Source organism: Nonomuraea rubra (genome assembly GCF_014207985.1).
Taxonomy (GTDB): domain Bacteria; phylum Actinomycetota; class Actinomycetes; order Streptosporangiales; family Streptosporangiaceae; genus Nonomuraea; species Nonomuraea rubra.
The window spans coordinates 3,480,641-3,504,562 of sequence record NZ_JACHMI010000001.1 but is presented as its reverse complement, the minus strand read 5'-3'; the positions used below and the strand labels follow the sequence as shown (position 1 = coordinate 3,504,562).

Genomic DNA, 23,922 nt, shown 5'->3' with positions numbered 1-23,922 from the left:
GAGGGCGAGAGGCGTCTGCCGAGCCGTGCTCGGTCTACCCCTGCGAGCGAAACAGTGAGTCTTTCGAGTATCGTATGAGACATAAACGTCTCAAACGATACGCAGGTGTCTACATGGCAGCGACCCGCGACCAGATCATGAAGGCCGCCATCCATCACCTCAACGAGAGCCCCGCCGCCTCCATGGCGCAGCTCGCCGAGGCCGTGGGGATCAGCAGGGCCACCCTGCACCGCCACTTCAGCAACCGCGACGAGCTGATGCTGGCCCTCGCCCACCGCGCCTACGACCAGTGGGAGCACCTTCAGGCGTCCAGCGGCCTGGCGGCGGCGACCGCGTCCGGCGACCCCGAGGAGCTGGAACGGGCCATGCACGCGCTGCTGGAGGGCGTGATCGACGTGGCCGACGAGTACGGGTTCGGCCTGACCGACGAACGCCTGGTGACCCATCCGGAGCTGGCACGGCGCACTCGCGAGCTGGAGGAGCGCGAGGTCGTGTTCTACGCCGCCGCCCAGCGCGCGGGCCTGCTCCGCGCCGACCTGCCCGCCCGCTGGATCGGCAACCTGGTGTACGGGCTGCTGGTGACCGTACGGGAGAGCCTGCGCAACGGCGACGTGGCCCGGCGGGACGTGACGCGGCTGCTGATCAGCACGTTCCTGCACGGCGCCGCACCTCAGAGGGAGGAACCATGACGGTCACCACTCCGCCCGTCTCGTCGAGGAGGCGGTGGGCGGGCCTGGCGGTGCTGTCGGCCAGCGTGCTGCTCGTGGTCATGGACATGACCGTGCTGAACGTCGCCCTGCCCGCCATCTCCGAGGACCTGCGGCCGGAGTCGACCGAGCTGCTGTGGATGGTGGACGCGTACGCGCTGGTCCTGTCCGGGCTGCTGGTCACCGTGAGCGCGCTGGGCGACCGGTGGGGTCGCAAGCGGATGCTGATGACCGGGTTCGCGGTGTTCGGGCTGGCCTCGCTGGCCGTGCTGGCGGCCGGCAGCCCGCTGGAGGTGATCGCGGTACGGGCGCTGCTCGGCGTCGGCGGCGCCATGATCATGCCGTCCACGCTGTCCATGATCCGGAACCTGTTCACCGACCCCGCCGAGCGCGCGAAGGCCCTCGGCGTGTGGTCGGCGATGGCCGCCGTCGGCGCCGCGCTGGGGCCCGTCGTGGGCGGCGTGCTGCTGGAGCACTTCAGCTGGCACGCCGCGTTCCTGGTGAACGTGCCCGTCATGGCCCTCGCGATCGGCTTCGGCCTGTTCCTGCTGCCCGAGTCCAGGAACCGGGCGCCCGGCCGCTGGGACGCGGTGGCCACGGTGCTGTCCATGGCCGGCATGGTGGCCCTGGTCTACGCGATCAAGAACTTCGGCAAGTACGGCCTCACCTCCCCCGGAGCCCTGGTGGCGGCCGTGGTGGCGGTGGTGGCACTGGGCTGGTTCGCGGTGCGGTGCCTGCGCAGGGAGGACCCCCTGCTGGAGCTCAGGCTGTTCCGCAGCGCGCCGTTCTCGGCCGGGGTGGTGACGGCGCTGATCACGTCGATCGCGATGGCATCGGTGCTGCTGCTGCTCGCGCAGTGGATGCAGCTCGTCCAGGGGTACGGGCCGCTGGAGACGGGCCTGAGGCTGCTGCCCGCCGCGCTGGCCGCCGTCATCGCCTCGCCACTGGCGCCCTCGCTGGCGGCGCGGATCGGAGCCCGTACGGTGCTGGCCGGCGGGCTGGCCCTGACCGGGCTGGCGTTCCTGCTGCTGGTCGTGGCGCCCGCCCCGCTGGGTTACTGGCCCGTGGCGGTCGCCCTGACGCTGATCGGTGTCGGGAACGGCTCGCTCGCCATCGCCTCGGCCACCATCATGTCGGGCTCGCCGCCGGCGAAGTCGGGCAGCGCGGCCGCCATCGAGGAGACCAGCTACGAGCTGGGCGGGGCGCTCGGCGTGGCCGTCCTGGGCAGCGTCGCGGCCGCCGCGTACCGGGGCGAGGTGGCGTACACGGGGCCCGGCGCCGAGGTCGCGCGGGAGTCGCTGGGCGGAGCGCTCGACGTCGCCAGGGACCTGGGTGCGGCGGGCGGGCATCTCGCCTCGCAGGCCACGGCGGCATTCACCGACTCCCTCGTGCTGACCAGCGGGGCCGCGGCCGTACTGCTGGCGGCGGGCACGCTGGCGGTGTGGTGGCTCACCCCCCGCGACCTCGACGTCTCATCGGCAAACCACCACTGACCCGCCCCGCCCCCGCCCCGCGATACGCAAGCCGGGGCGGGGTTACTGGTCGGGGCCGGCGACCTGGTCGGCTACGCGGCCGATGCGGGCCAGGCGGGCCAGGGCCGGGCGGGCGAGGACCTCGCCGATGTCGTGCAGGGCCACGATCAGCTCCTCCACCCCGTCGAGCGGCATGTCCGGCTCCCTGCTCAGCAGGATCCCCCGGTAGTCCTCGGGCGAGACGACCCCGCCGGGCAGCTCGATCCGTTCGTGCTCGACGCGGAACAGCACGGGGACGGACGTGTCGAGGGCCAGCGCGAGCGCGGTCAGCTCCGCCGCCGTGAAGGACCGCTGGCCGCGCTCGGCCTGGTGGACGGCCTGCCGGCTCCACGGCCTGTCCAGGTAGCGCCCCAGCGCCTCGCCCAGCTCGGTCAGCGACATCCGGCGCTCGGCGCGCAGCCGGGCGATCTGCCGCCCGATGGCCTCCTCGACCCGCATCTCCTCACCCCTCCCATCCGACTGTCATGCTCCACGATGACACCGACAGCCACCCATTGACGGACGCGCGCCCACCGCAGTACTGTAAATGCACAGAGTTCCCCGTCAATGTAGTCGATGACACGAGCGATGGTGAGGCGCGAGATGCAGGACATCGTCATTGAGGTGGCCGGACCGGTCGGCGGCTGCGCCGTGCTCAAGGTCGCCGGCGAGGTCGACGTGTTCACCGCCCCCAAGCTGCGCGAGCAGATCATCGACCTCGCGGCCAAGGGCACCGTGCACGTCATCGCCGATCTGAGCGCCGTGCAGTTCCTCGACTCGACCGGGCTGGGCGTGCTCGTCGGCGGCCTCAAGCGGCTGCGCACGCAGGACGGCTCGCTCGCGCTGGTGATGACCACGGACCGCATCTCGCGCATCTTCAAGATCACGGGGCTGACCGCCGTGTTCGCCTCGCACGCCTCCGTCCAGGACGCGATCGCCGCCGACCCGCACTGGACGCAGGCCGTCGAGGCCGAGGCGGGCAGCGTCGCCGAGTGGGTCGCGCAGCAAGGCCTGACGACGGCCTGACGACGGCCCGACCTCAGGGCCTCAAGGCCTCAGGACATGCCGCTGCGCCCCTTGCCACCGCGACCGGCGGCCAGGGGCGCAGCGAGGCAGGCAAAGGTCAGGGGCCCGCACAGCGTCAGGGGCGGGAGGCCTCGTCGAGGATGGTGAGCTCCTCGGCGCTCAGCGTCAGCGCCGCCGCCTCCATCAGCGCCCCCAACTGCTCCAGGTTCCGCCCGCTGGCGATCGGCGCCGTGATCGTCGGCTGGGCGGCCACCCAGGCCAGCGCCACCGAGGCCGGCGCGACCCCCCGCTCCCTCGCCAGCATGGTCAGCGCCTCCACCGTCCTGGGCCCGTGCGCGGTGTCCAGGTACTCGGCCGCCCTCCCGGCCCGCGGGCTGTCCACGGCCACGCCGGGCGCGTACTTGCCGGTCAGGAACCCGCGCGCCAGCCCGAAGTACGGCACGCTGGACAGCCCCTCCCCGGCCACGACCTCCCGCAGGTCGCCCTCGTAGCCCCGCTCGACCAGGTTGTACGGCTGCTGCAGCGCGACGTACCTGGCCAGCCCCTCCGCGTCGGAAATCTTGAGCGCCTCGGCCAGCCGCCCCGCGGAGTAGTTGGAGGCCCCGATGTGGCGGACCTTGCCCTCCTGGATCAGCGCGTCGAACGCGGCCAGCGACTCCACCAGTGGCGTGTCGTGGTCGTCGACGTGCGCCCAGTACAGGTCGAGGTAGTCCGTACGCAGCCGCCGCAGCGAGTCCTCGACCGCCGTCCTGATCGTCGCCGGCGCGAGCCCTTCGAGCCCTTCGAGCATGCCGACCTTGGTGGCCAGCACGATCGAGTCGCGGTTGCGGCGCGAGGCCAGCCACTCGCCGATGATCATCTCGGAGGTGGACTCCCCGGTGACCCAGTGCGGGTAGACGTCCGCGGTGTCGAGGAAGTTGCCGCCGCCGTCGACGTAGGCGTCGAGGATCGCGAACGAGGTCTCCTTGTCGGCGGTCCAGCCGAAGACGTTGGTGCCGAGCGATATCGGAAATACGGACAGGTCCGTAGTGCCTATGGATCTCATCTCGCTATTATCCGCACATCCAACAAGGAGATCGCGATGCGGCCCCGGTTACGAGGATGCCTGGTCGGCGTGGCGGTCGCCGCAGGTCTGTGCCTGACGGCCGTGGCGGTGCTGCGACCCGGTACGAACGATCCGGCCCCTCCCGAACCGGCCCCGACCCGGACCGAAATCGTGAGCGAACGCCGGTTGGACGAGCGCAGGCTGGAGCTGACGATCAGGTCGCGGGCGCTCGACGCCACCACGAAGGTGCGCCTGCTGCTCCCCCGTGGCTGGGAGTCCCGTACTGACTGGCCGGTGTTGTGGCTGCTGCACGGCGGGCTCGACGACCACACCTCGTGGACGGCGCGAACCGACGTCGAGGCGCTCACCCGCGGGACCGGCGTGCTCGTCGTGATGCCGGACGGCGGCAGATGCGGCAGCTACTCCGACTGGTGGAACGGCGGCGAGGGCGGCCCGCCGCGCTGGGAGAGCTACCACCTGAAGGAGTTGCTGCCGCTGCTCGAAGCCCGCTACCGGGCGGGCCCGCGGCAGGCCGTCGCGGGGTACTCGATGGGCGGGCAGGGCGCCATGCTGTACGCGGCCAAGGGCCGTTTCGAGGCGGCGGCCTCGTTCAGCGGCGCCCTGCACATCCTGGGCCCCGGCGTGCCGCAGGCCGTGATGGCGGGCACCGCGATCGGCTGCTTCGGCACCGACTGGAAACGCATCTGGGGAGATCCGGAGGAGCAGCGCGAGGTCTGGCGCGCGCACAACCCCTACGACCTGGCGGGCGAGCTGAAGGGGGTCCGGCTGTACGTGTCCGCCGGGGAGGGCGACCTGGTGGAGGATCTGGCGAACCGGGCGGCCAGGGCGTTCGCCGGGCGGCTTGAGGAGCTGGGCCTCCCGGTACGCACCCATTTCCACCAGGGCGGGCACAACCACACGTCGTGGCAGCGGGAGCTGCACCGGGCCTATCCCCTGCTGATGTCCGCGATCGGGGCACGGCCCGCCTGATGACGGGCGGCGAGCAGCGGTCAGCTGACCCGGTCGACCAGGGAGTGGCACACGTCGCGCAGCTCGGTGGCTTCCGGCAGGCACTCGTCGAGCACGCCGAGCGCCGAGTCCAGGTACCGGTCCGCCAGCGCCCGGGCCTTCTCGCGGCCTCCCGCCTCCTCCACGAGGTGGGCGGCGCGCCGTACGGACTCCTCGTCCGCCGCCCCTGTCGCCAGGACGGCGGCCAGCTCGCGGGCGGCCGGGCCGCCGGAGGCGAGGGCGGCGAGCACGGGCAGGGTCTTCTTGTCGCGCCGCAGGTCGTTGTGGACGGGCTTGCCGGTCAGGCGGGGGTCGCCCCAGATGCCGAGCACGTCGTCCACGATCTGGAACGCCACCCCGAGGTCGCGCCCCATCGTCCACATGCGGTCGGCCAGCTCCGGCGCCCCGCCCAGGGCCACGCCGGTGGCCGCGGCCGCCCCGAGCAGGCCGCCGGTCTTGCCCGCGGCCATCTCGGCGTACTCCTCGATCGTGACCACGTCGGGGCCGCTCCAGGGGCGGTTCTCGAAGGCCATGTCGGCGGTCTGGCCCTGGACGAGCTCGATCAGGGCCGCCGACAGGTACGGCATCGCCTCGGGCCGCGCGGCGAGCCGGCTGACGGCCAGGGCCAGCAGCGCGTCACCGGTGAGCAGCGCGGGGCCGACGCCGTACGCCTTCCAGAGGGTGGCGCGGTGCCTGCGCAGCTCGTCGCGGTCGATGATGTCGTCGTGCGCCAGCGAGAAGGCGTGCACCAGCTCCACCGCCACGGCCGCGGGCAGCGCGTCCTCGGCGGTGCCGCCGACGGCCTCGGCGCTGAGCATGGTGATGGCGGGCCGCAGGCCCTTGCCGCCGTCAGCGTCCTGCTCTCTGCCGTCGAGGCCCGCCCAGCCCATCGCGAACGCCACCATCCTGGCGCCCCACGGATGCAGCCCCGAGACGACCTCGCGCAGGGCGGGTTCAAGCAGCCGCCGGCAGCGGACGATCGTGCCGCTGCTGTGCGGATGGCTCAGATTCAATGGTGCTCCTACCCCGGTACGATCTTGAATCTACATGCACAAGCATGTGATACTCCACCCATCGGTTGACTTTTGTCAGGGAATGTCCGTGATGTGAGACGTGCACCCTGCGCGATGAAGGGATCACTTGTGGCAAGTGTGGCTCATCTCGGCGCATCCGTCCCGCTTGCACCCCATGCCCCGCCGGCCGCACGTCTCCCAGAGGACCGAGCCGTCTAGAACGGTAGCGCGGGCCTTCCCGGGTTCAGCCGTACCTCCACCCCTACCCAGCCGCCACGCAGGACATCACCGATGTCCACGCCGTCAACTCTGAGATGCGCCACGCATCCGGATCGGGGATCGCCGCCATGCCGCACGTCAAGGGAGCCTTGACGACCAGCCCTCACATCGTCCCGACGTTCCAGGCCATACCCCGGCTCGTGAGCGACCCGGTCACCGAGCTGGCCAGGATGGGCACCGACGCCTCCGGCCAGGTCGTCCGGCTCCATCTCGGGCCCTTCCGTCCCTATCTCGTCTCGCACCCTGACCACGTCCAGCAGGTGCTCAAGACGGACTGGACCAACTTCGTCCGCGAGGGCGTGTTCTGGCGGCCGTTGCAGCGCCTGATCGGTCAGAGCATCCTCGGCGAGGGCGAGGCCTGGGCGTCGGCGAGAAAGATCCTGCAGCCGCTCTTCACCGCGCGCTACACGGCCTCGCTGGCCGAGGACATGGCCGACATCATCGCCGAGCGCATCGGCGAGCTCGACGACTTCGCCCGAACGGGCCGGCCGATCGACGTGGAGCACCAGATGACCTCCATCGTCAACCAGGCCGTCATCAAGGTCCTGTTCGGCGGCCGGATCACCCGTGAGACCGCCGAGGAGCTGGCGCCCGAGTTCGCCACCTGCGCCACCTCGATCGGCTTCCGGATGCTCTTCCCCTTCGCGCCGTACTCGATCCGGGTGCCGGGCGACCGCGCCTTCCTGCGGTCGGCGAAGAAGATCGACGAGATCGTCTACCCGCTCATCCAGCAGGCGCAGCGCGAGAACAACAACGGGAAGGAGGTCGTCTCGGCGCTGCTCACGGCCAGGCTGGAGAAGGAGGGCAGGGCCGATCTGCACCAGGTGCGCGACGACCTGGTCAACATCTACGGCGCGGCCTCGGAGACGACGGCGATGTCGCTGATCTGGCTGTGGCAGGTGCTGCACGACCACCCGCAGGTCAACGCCCGGCTGCAGGAGGAGGTCGACCGCGTGGTGGGCGGCGGCCCGGTGCGGCCGTCGCACGTCGCCGAGATGCCCTACCTGCGCATGGTGCTGCAGGAGCTGCTGCGGGTCTACCCGAACGCCTGGGTCGTCCCGCGCCAGACCGTGGCGGACACGGAGATCGGCGGCGTCCGGATCGAGGCCGGCTCGCAGATCCTGATCAGCCCGTACACCACGCACCGGCTGGAGGAGTTCTGGCCGCGGCCGCTGGAGTACGACCCCGAGCGCTGGGCCGACGAGAAGAACGGGCGCCGGCACCGCTACGCGTTCATCCCGTTCGGCCTGGGTCCGCACGTCTGCCTCGGCCAGCACCTGTTCTACGTCGAGGCGTCCCTGGTGATCGCCAACCTGATGAGCAAGTACCGGACGGTCGTGGCCAACCCGCAGAAGCTGCGGCCCGTCCCGGGCGGGGCGACCCTGCGGCCCAAGCAGAAGCTCTTCCTCCACCTGCGGCCGATCGAACGGAACCGTGCGGCATGAGCATCGGCGAAGCGATGGACATCACCGCGGAAGCGGACGAGCTGGTCACGAGCCTCATGCTCCGCCCATGGGGGCAGGTCTCGCCCTCGGTCTACGAGACCGGGCGGCTGGTCTCGCTCGCCCCCTGGCTGACCGGCCACCGGGAACGCGTCGACTACCTGATCCGCACCCAGCGGCAGGACGGCTCCTGGGGCGCGCCCGACGGGTACGGCGTGGTGCCGACCCTGAGCGCCACCGAGGGCCTGCTCGCCGCGCTGACGCGCGGGGACCTGGACGGCTGCGGCGAGAGCCTGTCGGCCGCGGCCGACCGGGGGCTGCGGATCCTGTCCGCCTGGCTGAGCGGCCCGCTGGACCTTCCCGACATGCCGGCGATCGAGCACATCGTCCCCTCCCTGGTCGACCGCATCAACAAGCATGTCGAGGGGCTGCCGGGCCGCTCGCCGGTGCCGTTGCCCGAGAGCATGAGCTACGACGCCCTCCACCTGGTCAGGTCGCGCGTCCGGTCCGGCAAGGAGGTGCCGGAGAAGCTGCAGCACGCCCTGGAGATCGCGGCCGAGGCCGCCGCCGGAGCGCCCGGCATCCGTCCCACGCCCATCGGCAGCGTCGGCGCCTCGCCCGCGGCGACCGCCGCCTGGCTGGGCGAGCACGGGAAGCACGACGCGCACGAGCCGGCCCGCGGGCACCTGGAGGCGGTGGTCCGGTTATTCGGCGGCCCGGTGCCCGTCGGGCTGCCCATCACCGTGTTCGAGCGCGGCTGGGTGCTGAGCTGGCTGCTGCGGGCGGGCGTGGCCGTCGAGGTGCCGCCGGAGATGGTGGCCGACATCAGGGCTGCCATCGGTCCCGCCGGAACGCCCGCCGGGCCCGGACTACCCGCCGACTGCGACACGACGTCCGTGGCGCTGTACGCGCTGGCGCTGCTCGGCGCGCCGTACGAGCCGGACAGCCTGTGGGCGTTCCGCACCGGCACCCACTTCGCCACCTGGCCCGGCGAGCAGGGGGTCTCGGTCAGCGTCAACGCCCACGTGCTGGACGCCTTCGGCGAGTACGTCCGCCGCAGGCCCGACGCCGCGCCGCGCTACGAGCAGGCCATCGCCGAGCTGGCCGCCTGGATCCGCGATCGCCAGCTGCCGGACGGGAGCTGGACGGACCGGTGGCACGCCTCGCCGTACTACGCCGCCGCGAGCTGCGCGCTGGCGCTCGACGCGTTCGGCGGCGACGCCTCGCGGGAGGCGGTGCGCGCGGCGGCCGAGTGGGCGCTGGACACGCAGCGGCCGGACGGTTCCTGGGGCCGCTGGGAGGGCACCGCCGAGGAGAGCGCGTACGCGATCCAGATCCTGCTGCTGACCCGGGACGCCGAGGACCCGCGGCGCCTGCGCGCGGCGGAGCGCGGGCAGGCGCACCTGACCGGCACCGCCGGCGGCGACCACCCGCCGCTCTGGCATGACAAGGACCTGTACGTCCCCCGGGCCGTGGCCCGCGCCGCGGTGATCGCGTCGTCGCACCTCATCCGGCGCGCGCGGGCCCAGGTGGGCTAGCCGCGATGGGCGTCGGCATCCGCGGCGAGGTCCCGGACGGTGTAGGCGTGCGTGTCCCTGGCCATGTACCAGCCCCCGCTGAAGGTCACGCACCTGTACTGCCCGTCCGCGACCCACGCGAGACCGTCAGGCAGGCCGGCGATCGCCTCCGCGAACTCCGCGTTGAGCCGGCGGATGTGCGCCGTCACCCGCTCGACCGCCGCCTCGGTGCTCGTGCCGGCGCCCTCGAGGATCAGGACCGCGTTCGGCTTGCCCTCGTGGCGCTCCCGCTGGAAGGTCCTGACGTCGTTGGCCAGCCGCAGGCACGCCGCGCCGAGGTCGGTGACCTGCTCGATGGAGCGCCAGACGGCGGCGGCGTCGGCGGGGGCCGGGCCGCAGATCGCCAGGGCCGCCAGCCACCAGGTGTGGTAGAGGAACGTGACGGCGGCGTGGGGCAGGTACTCCTCGTACGCCGGCCACGGCTCGCCGCCCGTCGCCCAGACCCGCTCGCGGGCCATGGCCTCGCCGGTGCGTTCGAGCTGTGCCGCCAGGATCGGCAGGTACGCGCCGGCGCCGTCGTACCGACGGAGGCGGGCGCACCAGGATTGCCAGGCGGCCATGGCCTCGTCCACGGGCCGCGTCCCGGCGTCCGCAGCGGCGCCGGCGGCGGCGTCCACAGCGAGCGGCGCGCCGGACAGGACGGAGGCCAGGTCACCGAACAGCACCACGATGTCGCGGTCGGTCCAGTCACCCGCGAGGTTGTCGGTGATGTCGTCGACGCCGAACAGGATCGTGCTCAGGGCGCCGAGGTCGGCGATCTGCTCCCGTCGCGCGTGCGGGAACGTGGCCGCGGCGGACAGGCAGCTGAAGGCCAGGCGGCTGGCGGCGCTGTTGCCGTCGGCGAACAGCGAGGCGTAGGGGCGCAGCAGCCGCTCCACCTCGGGTACGGCGTCGAGCGCGGCCTCCAGGACGGCACCGCGGTCCTGCTCGGGCACCCCGGCCAGCTGATGAGACTGTTCGAGGAGCCGGTCGGCGAGCTCATTGCGGATGTCGAAATATGCGGAGACAGGATCGTTCACTTACCAAGAATACCGATTTTGACATATTTCATCGCAAATTTGACCAAATTGGGTCAAGTCACTGACATCGGTGATTCTGGTTGCTTGAGAGGTGCTTTGCCCTGCGCTAGGGTTCCTTGATCGATATGATGTCCCGCGTCACCGTACGCCAGGTGACCGGAACACAACATGTGACTTTCACAGGGTGGATACAATGCGCTTCCGCAAGACGCGGCTGCGGACCAAGATCACCGCCATGCTGCTCTCCCTGGCAGCGTTGTGGGTCTTCGCCGCGTGGGTCACCCTCCGTGAGGGTGTCAACCTCCTGTGGGTCTCCCAGCTCGACTCCTCCGTCTCAGCCCCGAGCGACCCCCTGCTCTTCGCCCTGCAGAGGGAGCGCAGGCTGTCCATGGTCAGGCTGAACGAGAAGACGCCCCAGACCCGCAAAGAGCTCGAGACCCAGCGGAAGGAGACCGACCGCCTGCACGCCGCCTTCCGCGAGTCGGCGGACACCACGGTGGTGGGCTGGGCCCTCGACGACCAGGGCGAGGAGCAGCTCGCCGAGATGTTCACGCGGCTGGAGTCGCTCAAGGACATCCGCCGGAGCATCGACGCGGGCCGGTTCGACCAGGGTCAGACGTCGGGCGCGTACAACGGCGTCATCGACCCCATCTACGGCCTGTACGGCTCGCTGGCGACGCTCGACGACAAGGACCTCGCCAAGGACGTCCGCTCCCTGCTCGCCCTCAGCCGCGCCCGCGAGCTCCTCACCAGGGAAGACGCCCTGCTGGCCAGCGCGCTCAGCGACGGGCGGCTGACGCCCGCGACGGTGGCCGAGTTCGCCCAGATCGTGGGCTCCTGGCGGACCACCGCCGAACAGGCCGCGACCGACCTGCCCGACGCCGACAGGGCCGCCTACGACAAGCTGATCAAGGGCCAGGCGGCCGTACGGCTCCAGAACCTGGAGCGGCAGGTCATGGAGCACGACCCGGGTTCGCTGAGCCTGCCGTTCACCGCCGTCGAGTGGAAGGCGGCGACCGATCGTTTCCTCGCCGACTTCAACACCATGGTCCTCACCGCGGGCGACAACGTGGTGGACCGGACCGTGCCCGTCGCCGTCAACGTGATCATCCGGCTGGTCCTGGCCGGCGGTCTCGGCCTCCTCGCGGTCATCGCCTCGATCATCCTGTCCATCACCACGGCCAGGCAGTTGCTCGCCCAGCTCCAGAAGCTGCGCGACGCCGCCCACGAGCTGTCCGACGAGCGCCTGCCCGGCATCGTCGAGCGCATCGGCCACGGCGAGGAGGTGGACGTCGCCAAGGAGGCCCCGGCGCTCGACTTCGGTGACGACGAGATCGGCCAGGTGGGCCAGGCGTTCAACACCGTGCAGCGCACCGCCATCTCCGTCGCCGCCGAGCAGGCCGAGCTGCGCCGCAGCATCCGCGACATCCTGCTCAGCCTCGCCCGCAGGACGCAGGGCCTGGTGCACCGCCAGCTCACCGTGCTGGACGTGATGGAGCGCCGCGAGACCGACCCCGAGGAGCTTAAGGAGCTCTTCCGGCTCGACCACCTCGCCATCCGCATGCGGCGCAACGCGGAGAACCTCATCGTCCTGTCCGGCTCCTCCCCCGCCCGTACGTGGCGGCGCGCGGTGCCCATGGTCGACGTGGTCCGCGGCGCGCTGGCCGAGGTCGAGGACTACACGCGGGTCTCGCTCATGCCCATGGGCGACGTGGTGCTCGTCGGCCGCGCCGTCGGTGACGTCATCCACCTGCTCGCCGAGCTGATCGAGAACGCCGTGTCGTTCTCGCCGCCGTACACGAACGTGCAGGTCAGCGGCCAGCTCGTGGCCAACGGGTACGTGATCGAGATCGAGGACCGCGGCCTGGGCATGAAGCCCGAGGACCTGGAGGCGGCCAACGAGCGCATCGCGGACCCGCCCGAGTTCCGCATCACCGGCACCGCCCGGCTGGGGCTCTACGTGGTCAGCCAGCTCGCCAAGCGCCACGACATCCAGGTGGTGCTCAAGGCGTCCCCGTACGGTGGCACGACGGTCGTGGTGCTGCTGCCGCAGGAGCTCGTCCAGCTCGACCCCACGCCCGAGCCGCAGGACGGCGGCGAGCGGGAGCGGCTGCCGCGCAGGCAGCCGGCCGTGGCCACGGCCATCAGGCCCGCCACGGCGGAGAACGTGCGCACGTTCCCGTCGCGACCCACTCCCGTCCCCGCCCCCGCCTCGGCCCCCGCTCCCCCGCCCGCCCCTCGGCCCCGGCCCGAAGCCGTGCCGAGGCCCGAACCCGCGCCCGCCCCGGAACCACAAGCCGAAACGCCAGCCGAACCGGAGCAGGAGTCTGTGACCGAGTTCACACCAGGGGGGCTCCCCCTTCGGGTGCCCCAGGCCAACCTGGCGCCAGCGCTGCGGGACGACACGCCCACGCAGCCCGACTTTGAGGAGGACGATGACGAGCGCTCGCCGGAGGAGATCCGCGCGATGATGGGATCTCTGCAGTCAGGCACCCGGCGCGGCCGCTCGCAGGCGGCCAAGATGCTGGAGGAACAGCAAGGAGGTGACGCATGACCCCCACCGCGGGCACCGACCTCAACTGGCTGATGGACGACCTGGTCAACCGGGTCAAGGAGGCCGAGCACGCCATCGTGCTGTCGTCCGACGGGCTGCTGATGGCCTCGTCCGCCGCGCTGCAGCGCACCGACGGCGAGCACCTGTCCGCCGTCGCCTCCGGGCTGCAGAGCCTGGCCAAGGGCGTCTCCGACCACATCTCCGCCGGTGCGGTGCGGCAGACGGTCGTGGAGTGGAAGAACCAGTTCCTCATCGTCACCGCGGCCGGAGAGCGGGCCTGCCTGGCCGTCCTGTGCGCGCAGAACGCGGACATCGGGCTGGTGGCGTACGAGATGGCGATGATGGTCGCGCGGGTGGGCCAGTACCTCACCTCCGGCGCGCGCGGCGCCCAGGCCGTCGCCGGGAGCGACCGGTGAGAGGCGCGGACGAGCCCACGGACGAGCACTGGGTGGATCCGGAGATCATCCGGCCCTATGTCGTGACCCGTGGCCGTACCCACTCTGCCCACGGCAGGTTCAACCTGATCTCCATGGCGCTGGCGGTCGGCCCGCCGCCGGGCCCCGACGCCGGGCTGGACCCCGAGCACCTGCGCATACTGCAGCTCTGCCGCGAGCCCAAGTCCGTAGCCGAGATAGCCGCATACCTGGACCTACCGGCCGGCACCATCCGCGTGCTGCTCGGCGACCTGTTCGACCGCGAACTCGTCTCTGCCCAGGAACCCCGATCCGAGGTGGACATGCACGACATGAAGATGTACAGGGCGGTGCTCGATGGTCTTCGCTCGCTCTGAGCGTCCGCGCCTGCCGACGGCGATCAAGATCCTGGTCGCCGGCGGGTTCGGCGCGGGCAAGACGACGATGGTCGGCGCGGTCTCCGAGACCAGGCCGCTGCGCACCGAAGAGGTGCTGACCGACCGCGGCATCGGCGTCGACGACCTGACCTCGGTGGAGGCCAAGCGCACCACCACCGTGGCGATGGACTTCGGCCGGATCACCCTCGGCAACGACTACGTCCTGTACCTGTTCGGCACGCCGGGGCAGGAGCGGTTCTGGTTCGTCTGGGACGAGCTGGCGGAGGGCTCCCTGGGCGCGGTCATCCTCGCCGACACCCGGCGGCTGGCCGACTGCTTCCCCTCGGTCGACTACTTCGAGCGGCGCGGCACGCCGTTCGTGGTGGCGGTCAATTGCTTCGAGGGGGCGCCGACGTTCGAGCTCGACGAGGTACGGCTGGCGCTGCAGCTCAACCCGTCGATCCCGATCATCCTGTGCGACGCCCGCAAGCGGGACTCCAGCCGGGAGGTCCTGATCACCCTGGTCAAGCACTCGGCCCGGCTCCGCGCGGAACCGGTCGGCAGCTGACCCTCGCGCGAGAGGGCTCCCCGGCCCTCTCGCGCTCTCCCCTGGCGGGGCCGGGTCAGCCGCCCTGCGGGGAGGACAGGCTGGCCTTGATGCCCGCCAGGCGCCCGTACCCGTCGAACTCCACGACCGCCTCCAGCCCGGGCCCGACGAGCCTGGCCTGGTCACCGGCGAAGTCCACGCCGAGGCCGCGCTTGACGGCGTAGCTGTGCAGGGCACGCCGCCGGTCGGCGAGCTGCGGGCCGATGAGCGCCTGCTGCAGGACCCGCATGACGCGGGTCGGCTCGGGCGCAGGCAGGCGGAAGTCGGGGTGCTCCACCAGGAAGGCGGCGCGCGTGCCGCCGCCCGCGTCGCCGTTGTACGAGCTCCAGAGGCCGGTCACCGCCTTGGCCGCCTCCGTCAGGATGCCCGCCGCCAGGTGCGGCTCCTCCGGCGAGCCTGGCAGGGCGCTGAACGGGACCTCCGCCGAGGCGAGCTCCTGGATGCCGTACCGGACGCCGAAGTCGCGCAGGCGGGCGGACGCGGCCACGACCGGCTCGGCGAAGCCGGACGGGTTCGCCCAGGCCCACAGCCACGTGGCGGGGCCGGGGGCGGCGCTGCCGAGCAGGTGGAAGGCGGTGCAGGTGATCGTGCGGGTGCCGGTGAAGTCGAAGCGCGGCTGCTGGAGGTCCACGTGCCAGCCGTGCTCGGCGAGCACCTCTTCGAGGTGGATCTGGTGCTCCAGGGAGAGCAGGGCGGCGTCGTCGAGCAGGTTGGCGAAGGTGAGCGAATTGTGCACGTCCGGCAGCCTAGGGGCTCAGCGGTTGTAGAGGGCGGCCAGCCGGGGCAGGCGCCGGCTCAGCTCGTCGCCCTCCTCGAAGCCGAAGCCCCACTCTCGGCCACGACCTGCTCGAACACCGCGCGCCCCTGCGTGATCAGCCGGCCCCTGAAGTACTCGAAGCCGTCGTCGGAGCAGCCGCCGTTGATCATGTACGCGGCACCCCAGAGCGGGGCCCGGCAGGAGTCGGCCATGAGGTCCCAGAAGGCCTGCTGGGCGGCGATGATCTCGGCGGGAGGCAGGGCCGACAGCCGGTCGGTGAGCCGGTCGGCGACCTCCCACTCGTCGCCTGCTCCGGCCCGGGAGTCCTCGACGAGCTGCCAGTAGCGCGTGGTGTCCATGGCCGGAGATCACGCCATCCGGTCCGACAAAGAACCGTCACGCCTGCCCGTCGAGGTACGCGTCCAGCGCCGCCGCGCCCCGCAACATCGCCCGCCCCCTGGCCGACAGCCGCGCCTGCCAGTCGCGCAGCGCGCTCTCCAGCGGCGCGAGCCCGCCCGCCGCGCGCACCTGCCGGATCAGCGGCGCGATCTGCTCCAGCAGGTAGCCGCCCCGCCTGAGCTGGTGGGCGAGCTGCGCGTCGCGTACGTCGGCGGCGCTGTAGACGCGATAGCCGGTCGCCGGGTCGCGGCCCGGCTCGATCAGCCCGGCCTGCTCCCACTTGCGCAGCGTCGCGGGCCGGATGCCCAGCCTCCTGGCCAGCGGCCCGATGAACGTGACCCCCGGCTCCGGCGAGCGCAGCGGCACCAGCGAGCGCAGCGCCTGCTCGACCGCCTGGAGGGTGCGCCGGTCGTCGAGGAGCTGCGCGTGGCTCTCGTCGATCAGCCGCAGCGCCTCCTCGGTGCCGCCCTCGTTCGCCGCCCGCATGATCGACGTCGCGGTGGCGTGCCCGTGCGCGGGCACCAGGGCGAGGAACGCGCGCAGCGCCTGGGCGTGGCGAGCCGTGTAGGTGCGGTAGCCGTGCTCGGTGCGCGCGGCGGCCGGGAGGATCCCCGCCTCCTCGTAGTTGCGGACCGCCTGGGTGGACAGGCCGTGCTCGCGTGCCAGGTCCACCGGCCGCAGCCGCGCACGGGGCATGACGTACCTCACCAGGTTGAGGGTCCCGCCGCGACTTCTCGCGGGACCTGCGGCCAAAGTCTCAACAGGAACTTCAACGATACCGTAGAAGGCATGGAGATGACCCCTGCCCCGGCGGTCCGCGACGCGGCCCGGGACCTCGACGCCGAGGGCGTCGCCGCCGTCACCCGTCTCGTCCGCTCGCTGCCCGCCCGCCCCCGCCTGCTCGGCCTGGGCGAGGCCCTGCACGACGAGCGGCCGATCCACGAGCTGCGCAACGAGATCTTCCGCGAGCTGGTCGAGCACGAGGGTTACCGCGCGTTCGCCATCGAGAGCGACTGCGTGGCCGGTCTGGTCGTGGACGACTACGTCCGGACGGGCGCCGGCTCGCTGGACGACGTCATGCGCACCGGCTTCAGCCACGGCTTCTGGGACCGGGAGGCGACCCGCGACCTCCTCCGGTGGATGCGCGCGTACAACGAGGGCCGTCCCGACGAGGACCGGCTGCGGTTCTTCGGCTTCGACGCGCCCCTGGAGATGATGAGCGCGGCCAGCCCGCGCCACACCCTCCTCGCCCTCCACGACTACCTGACGGCGGCCGCCGTCCCCGTCCCCTGCTCCCGAGACACCCTGGAGCGCCTGCTGGGCCCCGACGAGCGGTGGACGGACGAGGCCGCCGCCATGGACCCGTCGCGGTCCGTGGGCGGCTCCCCCGACGTGGCCGAGCTGCGCCTGCTCACCGACGACCTCGTACCGCTGCTCACCGTGCACGCGCCGCACCTGCTCCGCGCGAGCTCGCGGGAGGAGTGGGAGCGGGCGCACCTGTACGCGCGCACCGCCACGGGCCTGCTGCGCTACCACACCATCATGGCCGACCCGTCGCCTGAGCGGGTCGCACGGATGCTGGGCCTGCGCGACGCGATGATGGCCGACAACCTGGAGGCCATCGCCCAGCACGGCCCCGCGCTCGTCTTCGCCCACAACCGGCACCTCCAGCGGGAGAAGAGCACGTGGCAGCTCGCGGACCTGGCGCTGGAGTGGTGGAGCGCGGGGGCGATCACCAGCGCCCGCCTCGGCACCGGGTACGCCTTCCTCGCCTCGGCCCTCGGGGCCGTCCGCCATCAGGGCCTCGGCGACCCGGATCCCGGCACGGTCGAGGGCGTGCTGGCCACGCTCCCCGGCGAGCGCCACGTCGTCGACTCGCGCCTGCTGGCGGCGGCCGTCAAGGACCTCGCCCCGGCCCGGCGCACGGACGCCGCGGCCAACCACGGGTACTTCCCGCTCGACCCCGCCCACCTGGGCGAGACCGACGGGATCGTCTTCGTCAGGAACGTGCGCGAGCGCTGACCCCGCCACGGGCGAGCACCTGCTCGCACGCCAGCAGCAGCACCCCGGCGCTCCAGGCGTGCGACAGCGTCAGGTACATGCCCTTGGGCTGGAAGCAGTCCGTCTGGTAGTAGCGCTCGGTGATCATGCCCCGGTAGGCGTTGAGGTCGCCGTCCGCCGCCGGGAGGAGCTGGCGGAAGCAGTCCAGCGTCTCGAGCGCCCGTTCCGCGTAGTACGGGTCCCCGAGCGCCTCCGACAGCTCCACCAGCTCCGCCGTGCACACCAGCCCGTACGCGTGCAGGTGCTGGTTCGACGGCGAGGCCTGGTCGGCGCCGCGGGTGGCGAAGCCGTAGCGGCCGAGCGGGGTGCGCGGGCCGAAGCGCACGTTGTAGGTGTAGCGGAAGGTGAGGGTCCAGTCGGCGGCGCGGCGGGCCAGGTCGAGCCAGCGGGCGGCGCCGGTGCGGCGGTGCAGCGCCATGTACGCCAGCACGGCCGCGTACCCGTCCTCCGAGGTGGGGGCCAGGTCCACGTCCTCGGGCGCGCCGTAGACGAACTCGTCCTCGACGAACGAGGCGTAGTACTCCCCGGCGCGCTCGGCCGCCCGCAGGTGGCCGGGGTCGCCGGACTCGGCCAGCGCGGCCACCCAGGTCAGGCCGGAGGCGCCGGACCAGGACAGGACCTCGCCGGTGGCGGCGTGGTGCAGCGTGCCGAGGTTGCCGTCCTCGCGCTGGCGGGCCGCCATCACCCGCAGGTTGGAGCGGGCGGCCGCCTCCCAGGCCGGGTTCGGGCGGGAGCGCAGCGCGCGCAGCAGGAAGAGGGTCGCCTCCCCCAGCGTGCGCGCGTGCAGGGCGTCCTTGACGTGGCTCCAGCTCTGCGACCAGCCCGACCGCCGGTACCAGGTGCCCCAGAACGTGCCGGACGGCGACAGGTTGGCGCAGATGAAGTCGATGACCCGTTCGGCGGCGGCGACGTGCTCGGGCCGTCCCCTCCGCAGCCCGTGCTCCAGGAGCGCCGCCGCCCACGGGATCCCGCTCACCCAGCCGACGTGCATGGCCTGCCGGTCCACCCGCTCGCCGTTGGTGCCGCTCACCTCCCGGTCGAACCCGACCGTCTCCAGCAGCACGCCGAGGTCGGGGTCGTAGTGCCAGCGGTACAGGCCCTCGGCGGCGATGTCGGCGGCCTCCGCCACGTCCTCCCACGGCTCGACGGGGGCGGCGGGCAGGCGCAGGTCGCGGTCCTCGCGCAGGAGCGGCGCGTACGCGTGCCGGTCCGCGGGCAGCGCGCCGGTCGCGAGCGTGAGGACGTGCGACTCACCCGGCTGCCACACGTGCGTGGCGGCCCGGGCGGGCAGCGCCAGCGCGGAGCCGTAGTACGTGACGGGGAACTCCCGGTACGGGAACAGCAGCGCGACCGCCGCCCGCCCGTCCTCGTGCTCGATGGACAGGCCGGTCGGGCCGAGCGGCGACTCCTCGTCCGCGATCAGGGCGGTGCCGCCGGTGTCGCCCCAGACCAGGACGGCGGGGGTGGCGGCCCGGTCGGCGCGGAAGCCCCAGCGGGCCGAGACCATCTCCTCGGGGCGGTCGGCGCCGGGCTCGAAGCGCGGGAAGACGCGCTGGCAGTCCGCGGGCCTGTTCTCGCCGTAGAAGAGACCGGGGATCAGCCACCACGGATCGCCGGTGGCCGCCACCGACCTGCTGACGCGGACGGTCGCGGCGGCGGGCGCGGCGCCGCCGTACCGGATGCTCAGGCTCAGCTCGCGGCGGCCCGTGGGCCGCCGCTCGCCCCACGTCCACTCCACGCCGAACGGCCCGGCCGCGTCCAGCAGCTCGACGAGCACCTCGCCGCCGTCGGGATCGGGAACGACCACGCACGGCACCCGCCGCGGCGGATCCGCGACCGGCTCACCGGCCTCGCCGGGCCGGGGCTGGTCGGCGACCGGCCCGGCGGCCCCGCCGGTCACCAGGGCTCCACGGTGAACGCGCCCTTGCGCACGCCCAGCTCGACCAGGTCGGTCTCCATCGCGGAGAGCGGGTCGTCGAGCGGGATCCTGAACGTGCGGATCTCGCTCGGCCCGAACTCGGCGATGAGCCTGATCCCGGCCATGGGGATGTTCAGCGTCGCGACCGCGGGCCGCCCGGTGCTCTCGACGGCGCGGACCACGAGGTCGCGCGGGGCGTCCTCGTGCAGCTTCACCGCCGTGACCAGGACCTGCCCGTTCCCGTCGTCGAGGTAGCCGCGCGCGCTGGGCAGCGCGCCGTCGTGGAAGCTCTCCAGCATGGCCCGCACCGGGGAGCCGAGCAGCGCGGCCCGCCTGGTGAGCCCGGCGGCCCGCCAGTCGCCCGCGTGCGGCACCAGCAGGTACGAGAACCGCTGCGTCCCCTGGTCCTGGAAGGAGTAGTAGCCGTCCGGGTCCAGCAGCCGGGGGTCGTGCCAGGAGTAGACCGGGCTGCGCACGGCGGTGATGCCGATGCTGTGACCGCGACCGGGGCTCGGCGGGGAGACGTCGTAGCCGTGCTTGGCGTTGTTCACCACGGCCAGGCCGGCCCGCGTGCCGCGCACGGCGCCCGACAGGTCCACCCACGACTGGGCCGGCTCCTCGGCTCCGTCGATGGGCCTGTTCAGGTGGGCGAACGGGATCTCGTACGTGGCCACCGGGCTCTCCAGCCCGACCGGGAAGCGCAGCTTCATCAGGTGCGCCTGCTCCCGCCAGTCGAGCGTGACCCGCACCTCGACGGCGTCGTCGGCCCCCGCGCCCAGGATGAACTCCTCGGCCATGGTGGAGCGGCCCCACTCGCGCTCGACCCGGAGGCGGGCCCGCAGCGGCCCGCGCTCGCGCAGGACGATGCCGGTGGTGACCATCTCCTCGCCCGGCCAGTCGTAGGAGACGACCCGGTGACCCCAGGTGTCGGTGGGGTCCTCGCAGACCTGCGTGTGCGGGCCCGAGGCGCCGGCCAGGAGGTCGACGCCGGTGCGCTTGTCGACCAGGCTGGACAGCCAGCCGGTGACGGGGTCGAGCTCCAGCCGGAGAACGTCGTTCTCCAGGTGGTGTTCCGAGGCCAGCAACGTGCCTGACGCGTGCTGACCGGGGCCCTGGCGCAGCCGGTAGAGGCGGTAGCCCAGCGCGGGCAGCTCCGCCTGGAACACGGTGGCCCCGCGCCCCTTGTCGTCGGTGGTGGCGACGGACTGGGTGCGCTGGCAGGGCACGTCGGCGCCGTCGGCGTCCACGACGTGCACGCCGTTCGGGGCCAGGCCGTACTGCATCTCGACCCGGGTGGTGACCGGCCACGGGTGCGGGTTGAACACCACGACGGGCTGGGTGCCGATCTCCTCGGGCACGGCGATGTCGCGGGCGATCACGTTGTGCGCCCTGGTGATGATCCGCTTGGAAATCGCCACGGCCTCGCCGAGCTGGTCGCGGGCGTCGTCGTAGGCGGGCTCGATGGCCGAGCCGGGCAGCACGTCGTGGAACTGGTTGAACAGCACCTGCTTCCACGCCCGTTCCAGGTCGGCGCGGGCGTCGTGGCCGGCGACGGCGGCCCACCGCTCGGCCGACAGGACCGCCGCCTGCGCCCTGCGCTGCCAGGCCTTGATGCCGGAGTGCGCGGAGTAACAGCCGGCCGCGTGGTGCTGCAGGTCGTCGCGCCAGACGGGCAGCTCCGCCAGGCCCTGCTCGCCGAGCCGCTTGCTCATCTCGTCGAAGTAGCGGCGCGGGGACGACATCGTCAGCTCCCCGAACGTGCCCATCCGGTCGTAGCGGTGGATGGACTCGATGTTGGCCTTGGTGGGGCCGCCGCCGTGGTTGCCCACCCCGTAGAAGATCATCAGGTCGCCGAGCGAGCGGTCGAGCTGGCCGAGCGCCTTCTCCGTCTGCCCGGCCACCTCGCCGGGCGGGCTGCAGTACTCGAACGGGATGCGGTAGGCCAGCACGCGGCTGCCGTCGGGCGCCTCCCACCAGAACATCGTGCCGGGCAGCTCGCTCTCGTGCGGCCCCGGGCGCAGGAAGCAGTACGAGTCCATGCCCTGGCCGCGCAGGATGGCCGGCAGCATGGCGTTGTGGCCGAACGGGTCCACGTTCATGCCGACCGAGGCCGTGACGCCGAACTTCTCCTTCAGGTAACGCTGCCCGTACAGCCCCTGGCGGACGAACGACTCGCCCGACGGCATGTTGCAGTCGGGCTCCACCCACCAGCCGCCCGTCATGACCCAGCGGCCCTCGGCCACCTTCTCCTGGATCCTGGCGAACAGCTCGGGGTCCGACTCCTCCACCCACGACAGCAGCACGACCTGGTCGCAGGTGAAGACGAAGTCCGGGTACTCGTCCATGCGGTGGATCGCCGACCAGAACGTGGCCCGCGCCTCCTGGTAGCCCTCCTGCCACGGCCACAGCCACACCGGGTCGAGGTGCGCGTTGCCGATCATGTGCAGGGTGCGGGAGGGGGAGGCCACGGGCCTGGGGGCGCGGGGGAGGTCGCGTGGCTGGCTGCCGGAGGGGGCGTTCGACATCGGCGCCCTGCGCCCGGTCACGCGGCCGCCCAAGCGTCGACCTTTTCGCTGATCATGTGCAGCATCAGTGTGTGGATCTCCTGGATGCGCGGGGTCTCTGAGCTGGGGGCGAGGAGGAGGTGATCGGCGTGCTTGACGGCGGCACCGCCGTCGCCGCCGCCGAACAGCACCGTGACCGCGCCGTTGGCCTGCGCGGCCTCGAGCGCGCTGACCACGTTGGGCGAGTTGCCGCTGGTGGTGAAGGCCGCCACGACGTCGCCCGGCCGGGCCAGTGCCCGGACCTGCCGGGCGAAGACGTCATCATAGGCGTAGTCGTTGGCTATGCACGTCATGACGGTCGCATCGGTGGTCAGCGTCACCGTGGGGAGCGGGCGGCGGTCGCGCTTGTAGTGGCCGATCAGCTCGCCGGTGAGGTGCTGGGCGTCGGCGGCGCTGCCGCCGTTGCCCATCGTGTAGAGGGTGCCGCCGCGGGTGAAGGTGTCGATGAGCAGGTCCGCGGCGGCCTCGACGGCGGGCAGGAGCGCCGTCATGCCGCGGGCGGCGGCCAGGTGGGCCGCCACGTGTTCGGCGAGGACGTCGGGGATCGGGGGCATCGGGGGAAGATCAGGCATGGGTCTTTCCTGAGGCGAGGTCAGGGTCCGGTTCGTGGTGCCGGTCCAGTTCGCGGCGCCGGCTGATTTCGGGGACGCCGGTCTATCTCGCGGCGCCGGTGAGGAGGTCGTGGGCGACGGCACCGGCGCCGACCACGCAGACGCCGTCGCCGAGCTCGGCCAGCGTGAAGCGGGCGGCGCGGGCGGCGGGCGGCATGGCGTCCCTGGCGACGGCAGCGGCGACGGGGTCGAGGAGCCGGGCACCCGATCGGGTGACGCCGCCGCCGAGGACGACCAGCTCGGGCTCGAACGCGTTCACCAGGTCGGTGAGCGCGGTGCCCAGTGCCCATGTGGTCTCGTCCCACACCTCGATCGCGAGCGGGTCGCCCGCCTCGGCGGCGCGTGAGACGTCCTCCGCCGTGGGAAGCGCGAGGGCGGACAGCGACGAGGGGCGGCCGGCGGCCAGGGCCTCGCGGGCGCGCTCGGCGATGGAGGTGCCGGACGCGTACGCCTCCAGGCAGCCCCGCCGCCCGCAGGAGCACTTCCGCCCGCCCGGACGCACCATGACGTGCCCCAGCTCACCCCCGTTGCCGGCCGCGCCGCGGTGCAGCCGGCCGCCGATGACGGAGCCGCCGCCGACGCCCGTGGAGATCGTGAGGTACACCATGGTGCTGGTGCCGCGGCCCGCGCCGTACCGGAATTCGCCCAGCGCGGCGGCCGTGGCATCGTTCTCAAGGGCGGCGGGGACGCCGAAGGTCTCCGTGGCCAGGGCGACGATCGGGATGTCGATCCATCCCGGCAGGTGCGGCGGGCACTCCAGGACGCCTGCCGTGGTGTCCAGCGGGCCGCCGCAGGAGATGCCGACAGCGGCCACCTCGGGCACGCCGGCCTCCGCGACCGCCTTCCTGCCCAGATCGAACAGCCTGGTCAGAACGGGTCGCGGCCCCTCCTCCCTGCGGGTGGGGGTGACCTGCCAGCCGTGGATCAGGCCATCGCCTGTGACCACGCCCGCGGCGAGTTTGGTGCCGCCGATGTCCAGGGACAGGACGGCGGGAAGATCGTGCTCCATTGGGCCTCCGACGGGAACGACTGCC

General features: G+C 72.5%; 21 protein-coding genes and 1 pseudogene. 11 read left to right on the top strand and 11 right to left on the bottom strand.

Going from position 1 to position 23,922, the window contains the following annotated elements:
• Positions 1-113: 113 nt before the first annotated feature.
• Both HD593_RS15945 and HD593_RS15940 read left to right on the top strand, forming a co-directional pair.
• Complete coding sequence (locus HD593_RS15945; RefSeq protein ID WP_185102906.1) at positions 114-689, top strand: TetR/AcrR family transcriptional regulator; 576 nt, start codon at positions 114-116, stop codon at positions 687-689.
• A complete protein-coding gene (locus HD593_RS15940; RefSeq protein WP_185102905.1) occupies positions 686-2,200 on the top strand; it encodes an MFS transporter in 1,515 nt (504 codons plus the stop codon). The genes HD593_RS15945 and HD593_RS15940 overlap by 4 nt, the downstream gene beginning before the upstream one ends.
• 42 nt (positions 2,201-2,242) lie before the next feature.
• Here the strand turns inward: HD593_RS15940 and HD593_RS15935 are convergent, their stop codons facing one another.
• The gene (locus HD593_RS15935; protein WP_185102904.1) at positions 2,243-2,677 is read right to left on the bottom strand and encodes a helix-turn-helix domain-containing protein; all 435 of its coding nucleotides are present in this window, start codon (positions 2,675-2,677) and stop codon (positions 2,243-2,245) included.
• A 144-nt stretch (positions 2,678-2,821) separates the two neighbouring features.
• On the opposite strand from HD593_RS15935, the pseudogene HD593_RS15930 reads away from it, so the two are divergent.
• Positions 2,822-3,154: pseudogene (locus HD593_RS15930) on the top strand (STAS domain-containing protein); the annotation flags it as partial.
• A gap of 205 nt (positions 3,155-3,359) precedes the next feature.
• Here HD593_RS15930 and HD593_RS15925 read toward each other — a convergent pair.
• Positions 3,360-4,289: an aldo/keto reductase gene (locus HD593_RS15925; RefSeq protein WP_185102902.1), complete on the bottom strand. Its 930-nt coding sequence runs from the start codon at positions 4,287-4,289 to the stop codon at positions 3,360-3,362.
• Positions 4,290-4,460: 171 nt separating this feature from the next.
• Between HD593_RS15925 and HD593_RS15920 the strand changes: the two genes are divergently transcribed.
• The gene (locus HD593_RS15920; protein ID WP_312903493.1) at positions 4,461-5,279 is read left to right on the top strand and encodes an alpha/beta hydrolase; all 819 of its coding nucleotides are present in this window, start codon (positions 4,461-4,463) and stop codon (positions 5,277-5,279) included.
• A gap of 20 nt (positions 5,280-5,299) precedes the next feature.
• Here HD593_RS15920 and HD593_RS15915 read toward each other — a convergent pair whose 3' ends face one another.
• Positions 5,300-6,310 carry a polyprenyl synthetase family protein gene (locus HD593_RS15915; RefSeq protein WP_246546558.1) on the bottom strand — a complete coding sequence of 337 codons (1,011 nt, stop codon included), beginning with the start codon at positions 6,308-6,310 and terminating at the stop codon, positions 5,300-5,302.
• A 368-nt stretch (positions 6,311-6,678) separates the two neighbouring features.
• Here HD593_RS15915 and HD593_RS15910 point away from each other — a divergent pair, with 368 nt between their 5' ends.
• Together HD593_RS15910 and HD593_RS15905 are read left to right on the top strand one after the other, a co-directional pair.
• Positions 6,679-8,034: a cytochrome P450 gene (locus HD593_RS15910; RefSeq protein ID WP_185102900.1), complete on the top strand. Its 1,356-nt coding sequence runs from the start codon at positions 6,679-6,681 to the stop codon at positions 8,032-8,034.
• Positions 8,031-9,569, top strand: a complete 1,539-nt coding sequence (locus tag HD593_RS15905; protein WP_185102899.1) for a prenyltransferase/squalene oxidase repeat-containing protein — start codon at positions 8,031-8,033, stop codon at positions 9,567-9,569. The genes HD593_RS15910 and HD593_RS15905 overlap by 4 nt, the downstream gene beginning before the upstream one ends.
• On the opposite strand, the gene HD593_RS15900 is transcribed toward HD593_RS15905, so the two are convergent.
• A complete protein-coding gene (locus HD593_RS15900) occupies positions 9,566-10,627 on the bottom strand; it encodes a terpene synthase family protein (protein ID WP_185102898.1) in 1,062 nt (353 codons plus the stop codon). The genes HD593_RS15905 and HD593_RS15900 overlap by 4 nt on opposite strands.
• A 193-nt stretch (positions 10,628-10,820) precedes the next feature.
• Here HD593_RS15900 and HD593_RS15895 point away from each other — a divergent pair, with 193 nt between their 5' ends.
• The 4 genes from HD593_RS15895 to HD593_RS15880 are packed head-to-tail and all read left to right on the top strand — an operon-like array spanning position 10,821 to position 14,539.
• Positions 10,821-13,181, top strand: coding sequence for a sensor histidine kinase (locus tag HD593_RS15895; RefSeq protein ID WP_185102897.1), 2,361 nt, complete (start codon positions 10,821-10,823; stop codon positions 13,179-13,181).
• Positions 13,178-13,597 (top strand): roadblock/LC7 domain-containing protein, encoded by a 420-nt coding sequence (locus HD593_RS15890; RefSeq protein WP_185102896.1) that lies wholly within the window; start codon positions 13,178-13,180, stop codon positions 13,595-13,597. Before HD593_RS15895 ends, HD593_RS15890 begins: the two co-directional genes overlap by 4 nt.
• A complete protein-coding gene (locus tag HD593_RS15885; protein WP_185102895.1) occupies positions 13,594-13,971 on the top strand; it encodes a DUF742 domain-containing protein in 378 nt (125 codons plus the stop codon). Before HD593_RS15890 ends, HD593_RS15885 begins: the two co-directional genes overlap by 4 nt.
• Positions 13,952-14,539: a GTP-binding protein gene (locus HD593_RS15880; protein WP_185102894.1), complete on the top strand. Its 588-nt coding sequence runs from the start codon at positions 13,952-13,954 to the stop codon at positions 14,537-14,539. The genes HD593_RS15885 and HD593_RS15880 overlap by 20 nt, the downstream gene beginning before the upstream one ends.
• Before the next feature lie 55 nt (positions 14,540-14,594).
• Here HD593_RS15880 and HD593_RS15875 read toward each other — a convergent pair whose 3' ends face one another.
• From HD593_RS15875 to HD593_RS15865, 3 genes are read right to left on the bottom strand one after another with little or no spacing between them, the layout of a single operon-like run.
• Positions 14,595-15,314 (bottom strand): DUF6882 domain-containing protein, encoded by a 720-nt coding sequence (locus HD593_RS15875; RefSeq protein ID WP_312903492.1) that lies wholly within the window; start codon positions 15,312-15,314, stop codon positions 14,595-14,597.
• Between the two features lie 59 nt (positions 15,315-15,373).
• Positions 15,374-15,694, bottom strand: a complete 321-nt coding sequence (locus HD593_RS15870) for a DUF4240 domain-containing protein (protein WP_185102893.1) — start codon at positions 15,692-15,694, stop codon at positions 15,374-15,376.
• Between the two features lie 37 nt (positions 15,695-15,731).
• Positions 15,732-16,430, bottom strand: a complete 699-nt coding sequence (locus HD593_RS15865; RefSeq protein WP_185111886.1) for a TioE family transcriptional regulator — start codon at positions 16,428-16,430, stop codon at positions 15,732-15,734.
• Between the two features lie 93 nt (positions 16,431-16,523).
• On the opposite strand from HD593_RS15865, the gene HD593_RS15860 reads away from it, so the two are divergent.
• A complete protein-coding gene (locus tag HD593_RS15860; RefSeq protein ID WP_312903491.1) occupies positions 16,524-17,756 on the top strand; it encodes an erythromycin esterase family protein in 1,233 nt (410 codons plus the stop codon).
• Here the strand turns inward: HD593_RS15860 and HD593_RS15855 are convergent.
• The 4 genes from HD593_RS15855 to HD593_RS15840 all read right to left on the bottom strand — a co-directional run bounded on the left by HD593_RS15855 (position 17,734) and on the right by HD593_RS15840 (position 23,897).
• Positions 17,734-19,695, bottom strand: a complete 1,962-nt coding sequence (locus tag HD593_RS15855) for a glycoside hydrolase family protein (RefSeq protein ID WP_185102892.1) — start codon at positions 19,693-19,695, stop codon at positions 17,734-17,736. The genes HD593_RS15860 and HD593_RS15855 overlap by 23 nt on opposite strands.
• A complete protein-coding gene (locus HD593_RS15850) occupies positions 19,692-22,271 on the bottom strand; it encodes an alpha-mannosidase (protein ID WP_221524784.1) in 2,580 nt (859 codons plus the stop codon). Before HD593_RS15850 ends, HD593_RS15855 begins: the two co-directional genes overlap by 4 nt.
• Positions 22,256-22,849 (bottom strand): D-sedoheptulose-7-phosphate isomerase, encoded by a 594-nt coding sequence (locus HD593_RS15845; protein WP_221524783.1) that lies wholly within the window; start codon positions 22,847-22,849, stop codon positions 22,256-22,258. Before HD593_RS15845 ends, HD593_RS15850 begins: the two co-directional genes overlap by 16 nt.
• A gap of 82 nt (positions 22,850-22,931) precedes the next feature.
• The gene (locus tag HD593_RS15840) at positions 22,932-23,897 is read right to left on the bottom strand and encodes an ROK family protein (protein ID WP_185102891.1); all 966 of its coding nucleotides are present in this window, start codon (positions 23,895-23,897) and stop codon (positions 22,932-22,934) included.
• Positions 23,898-23,922 lie beyond the last annotated feature (25 nt).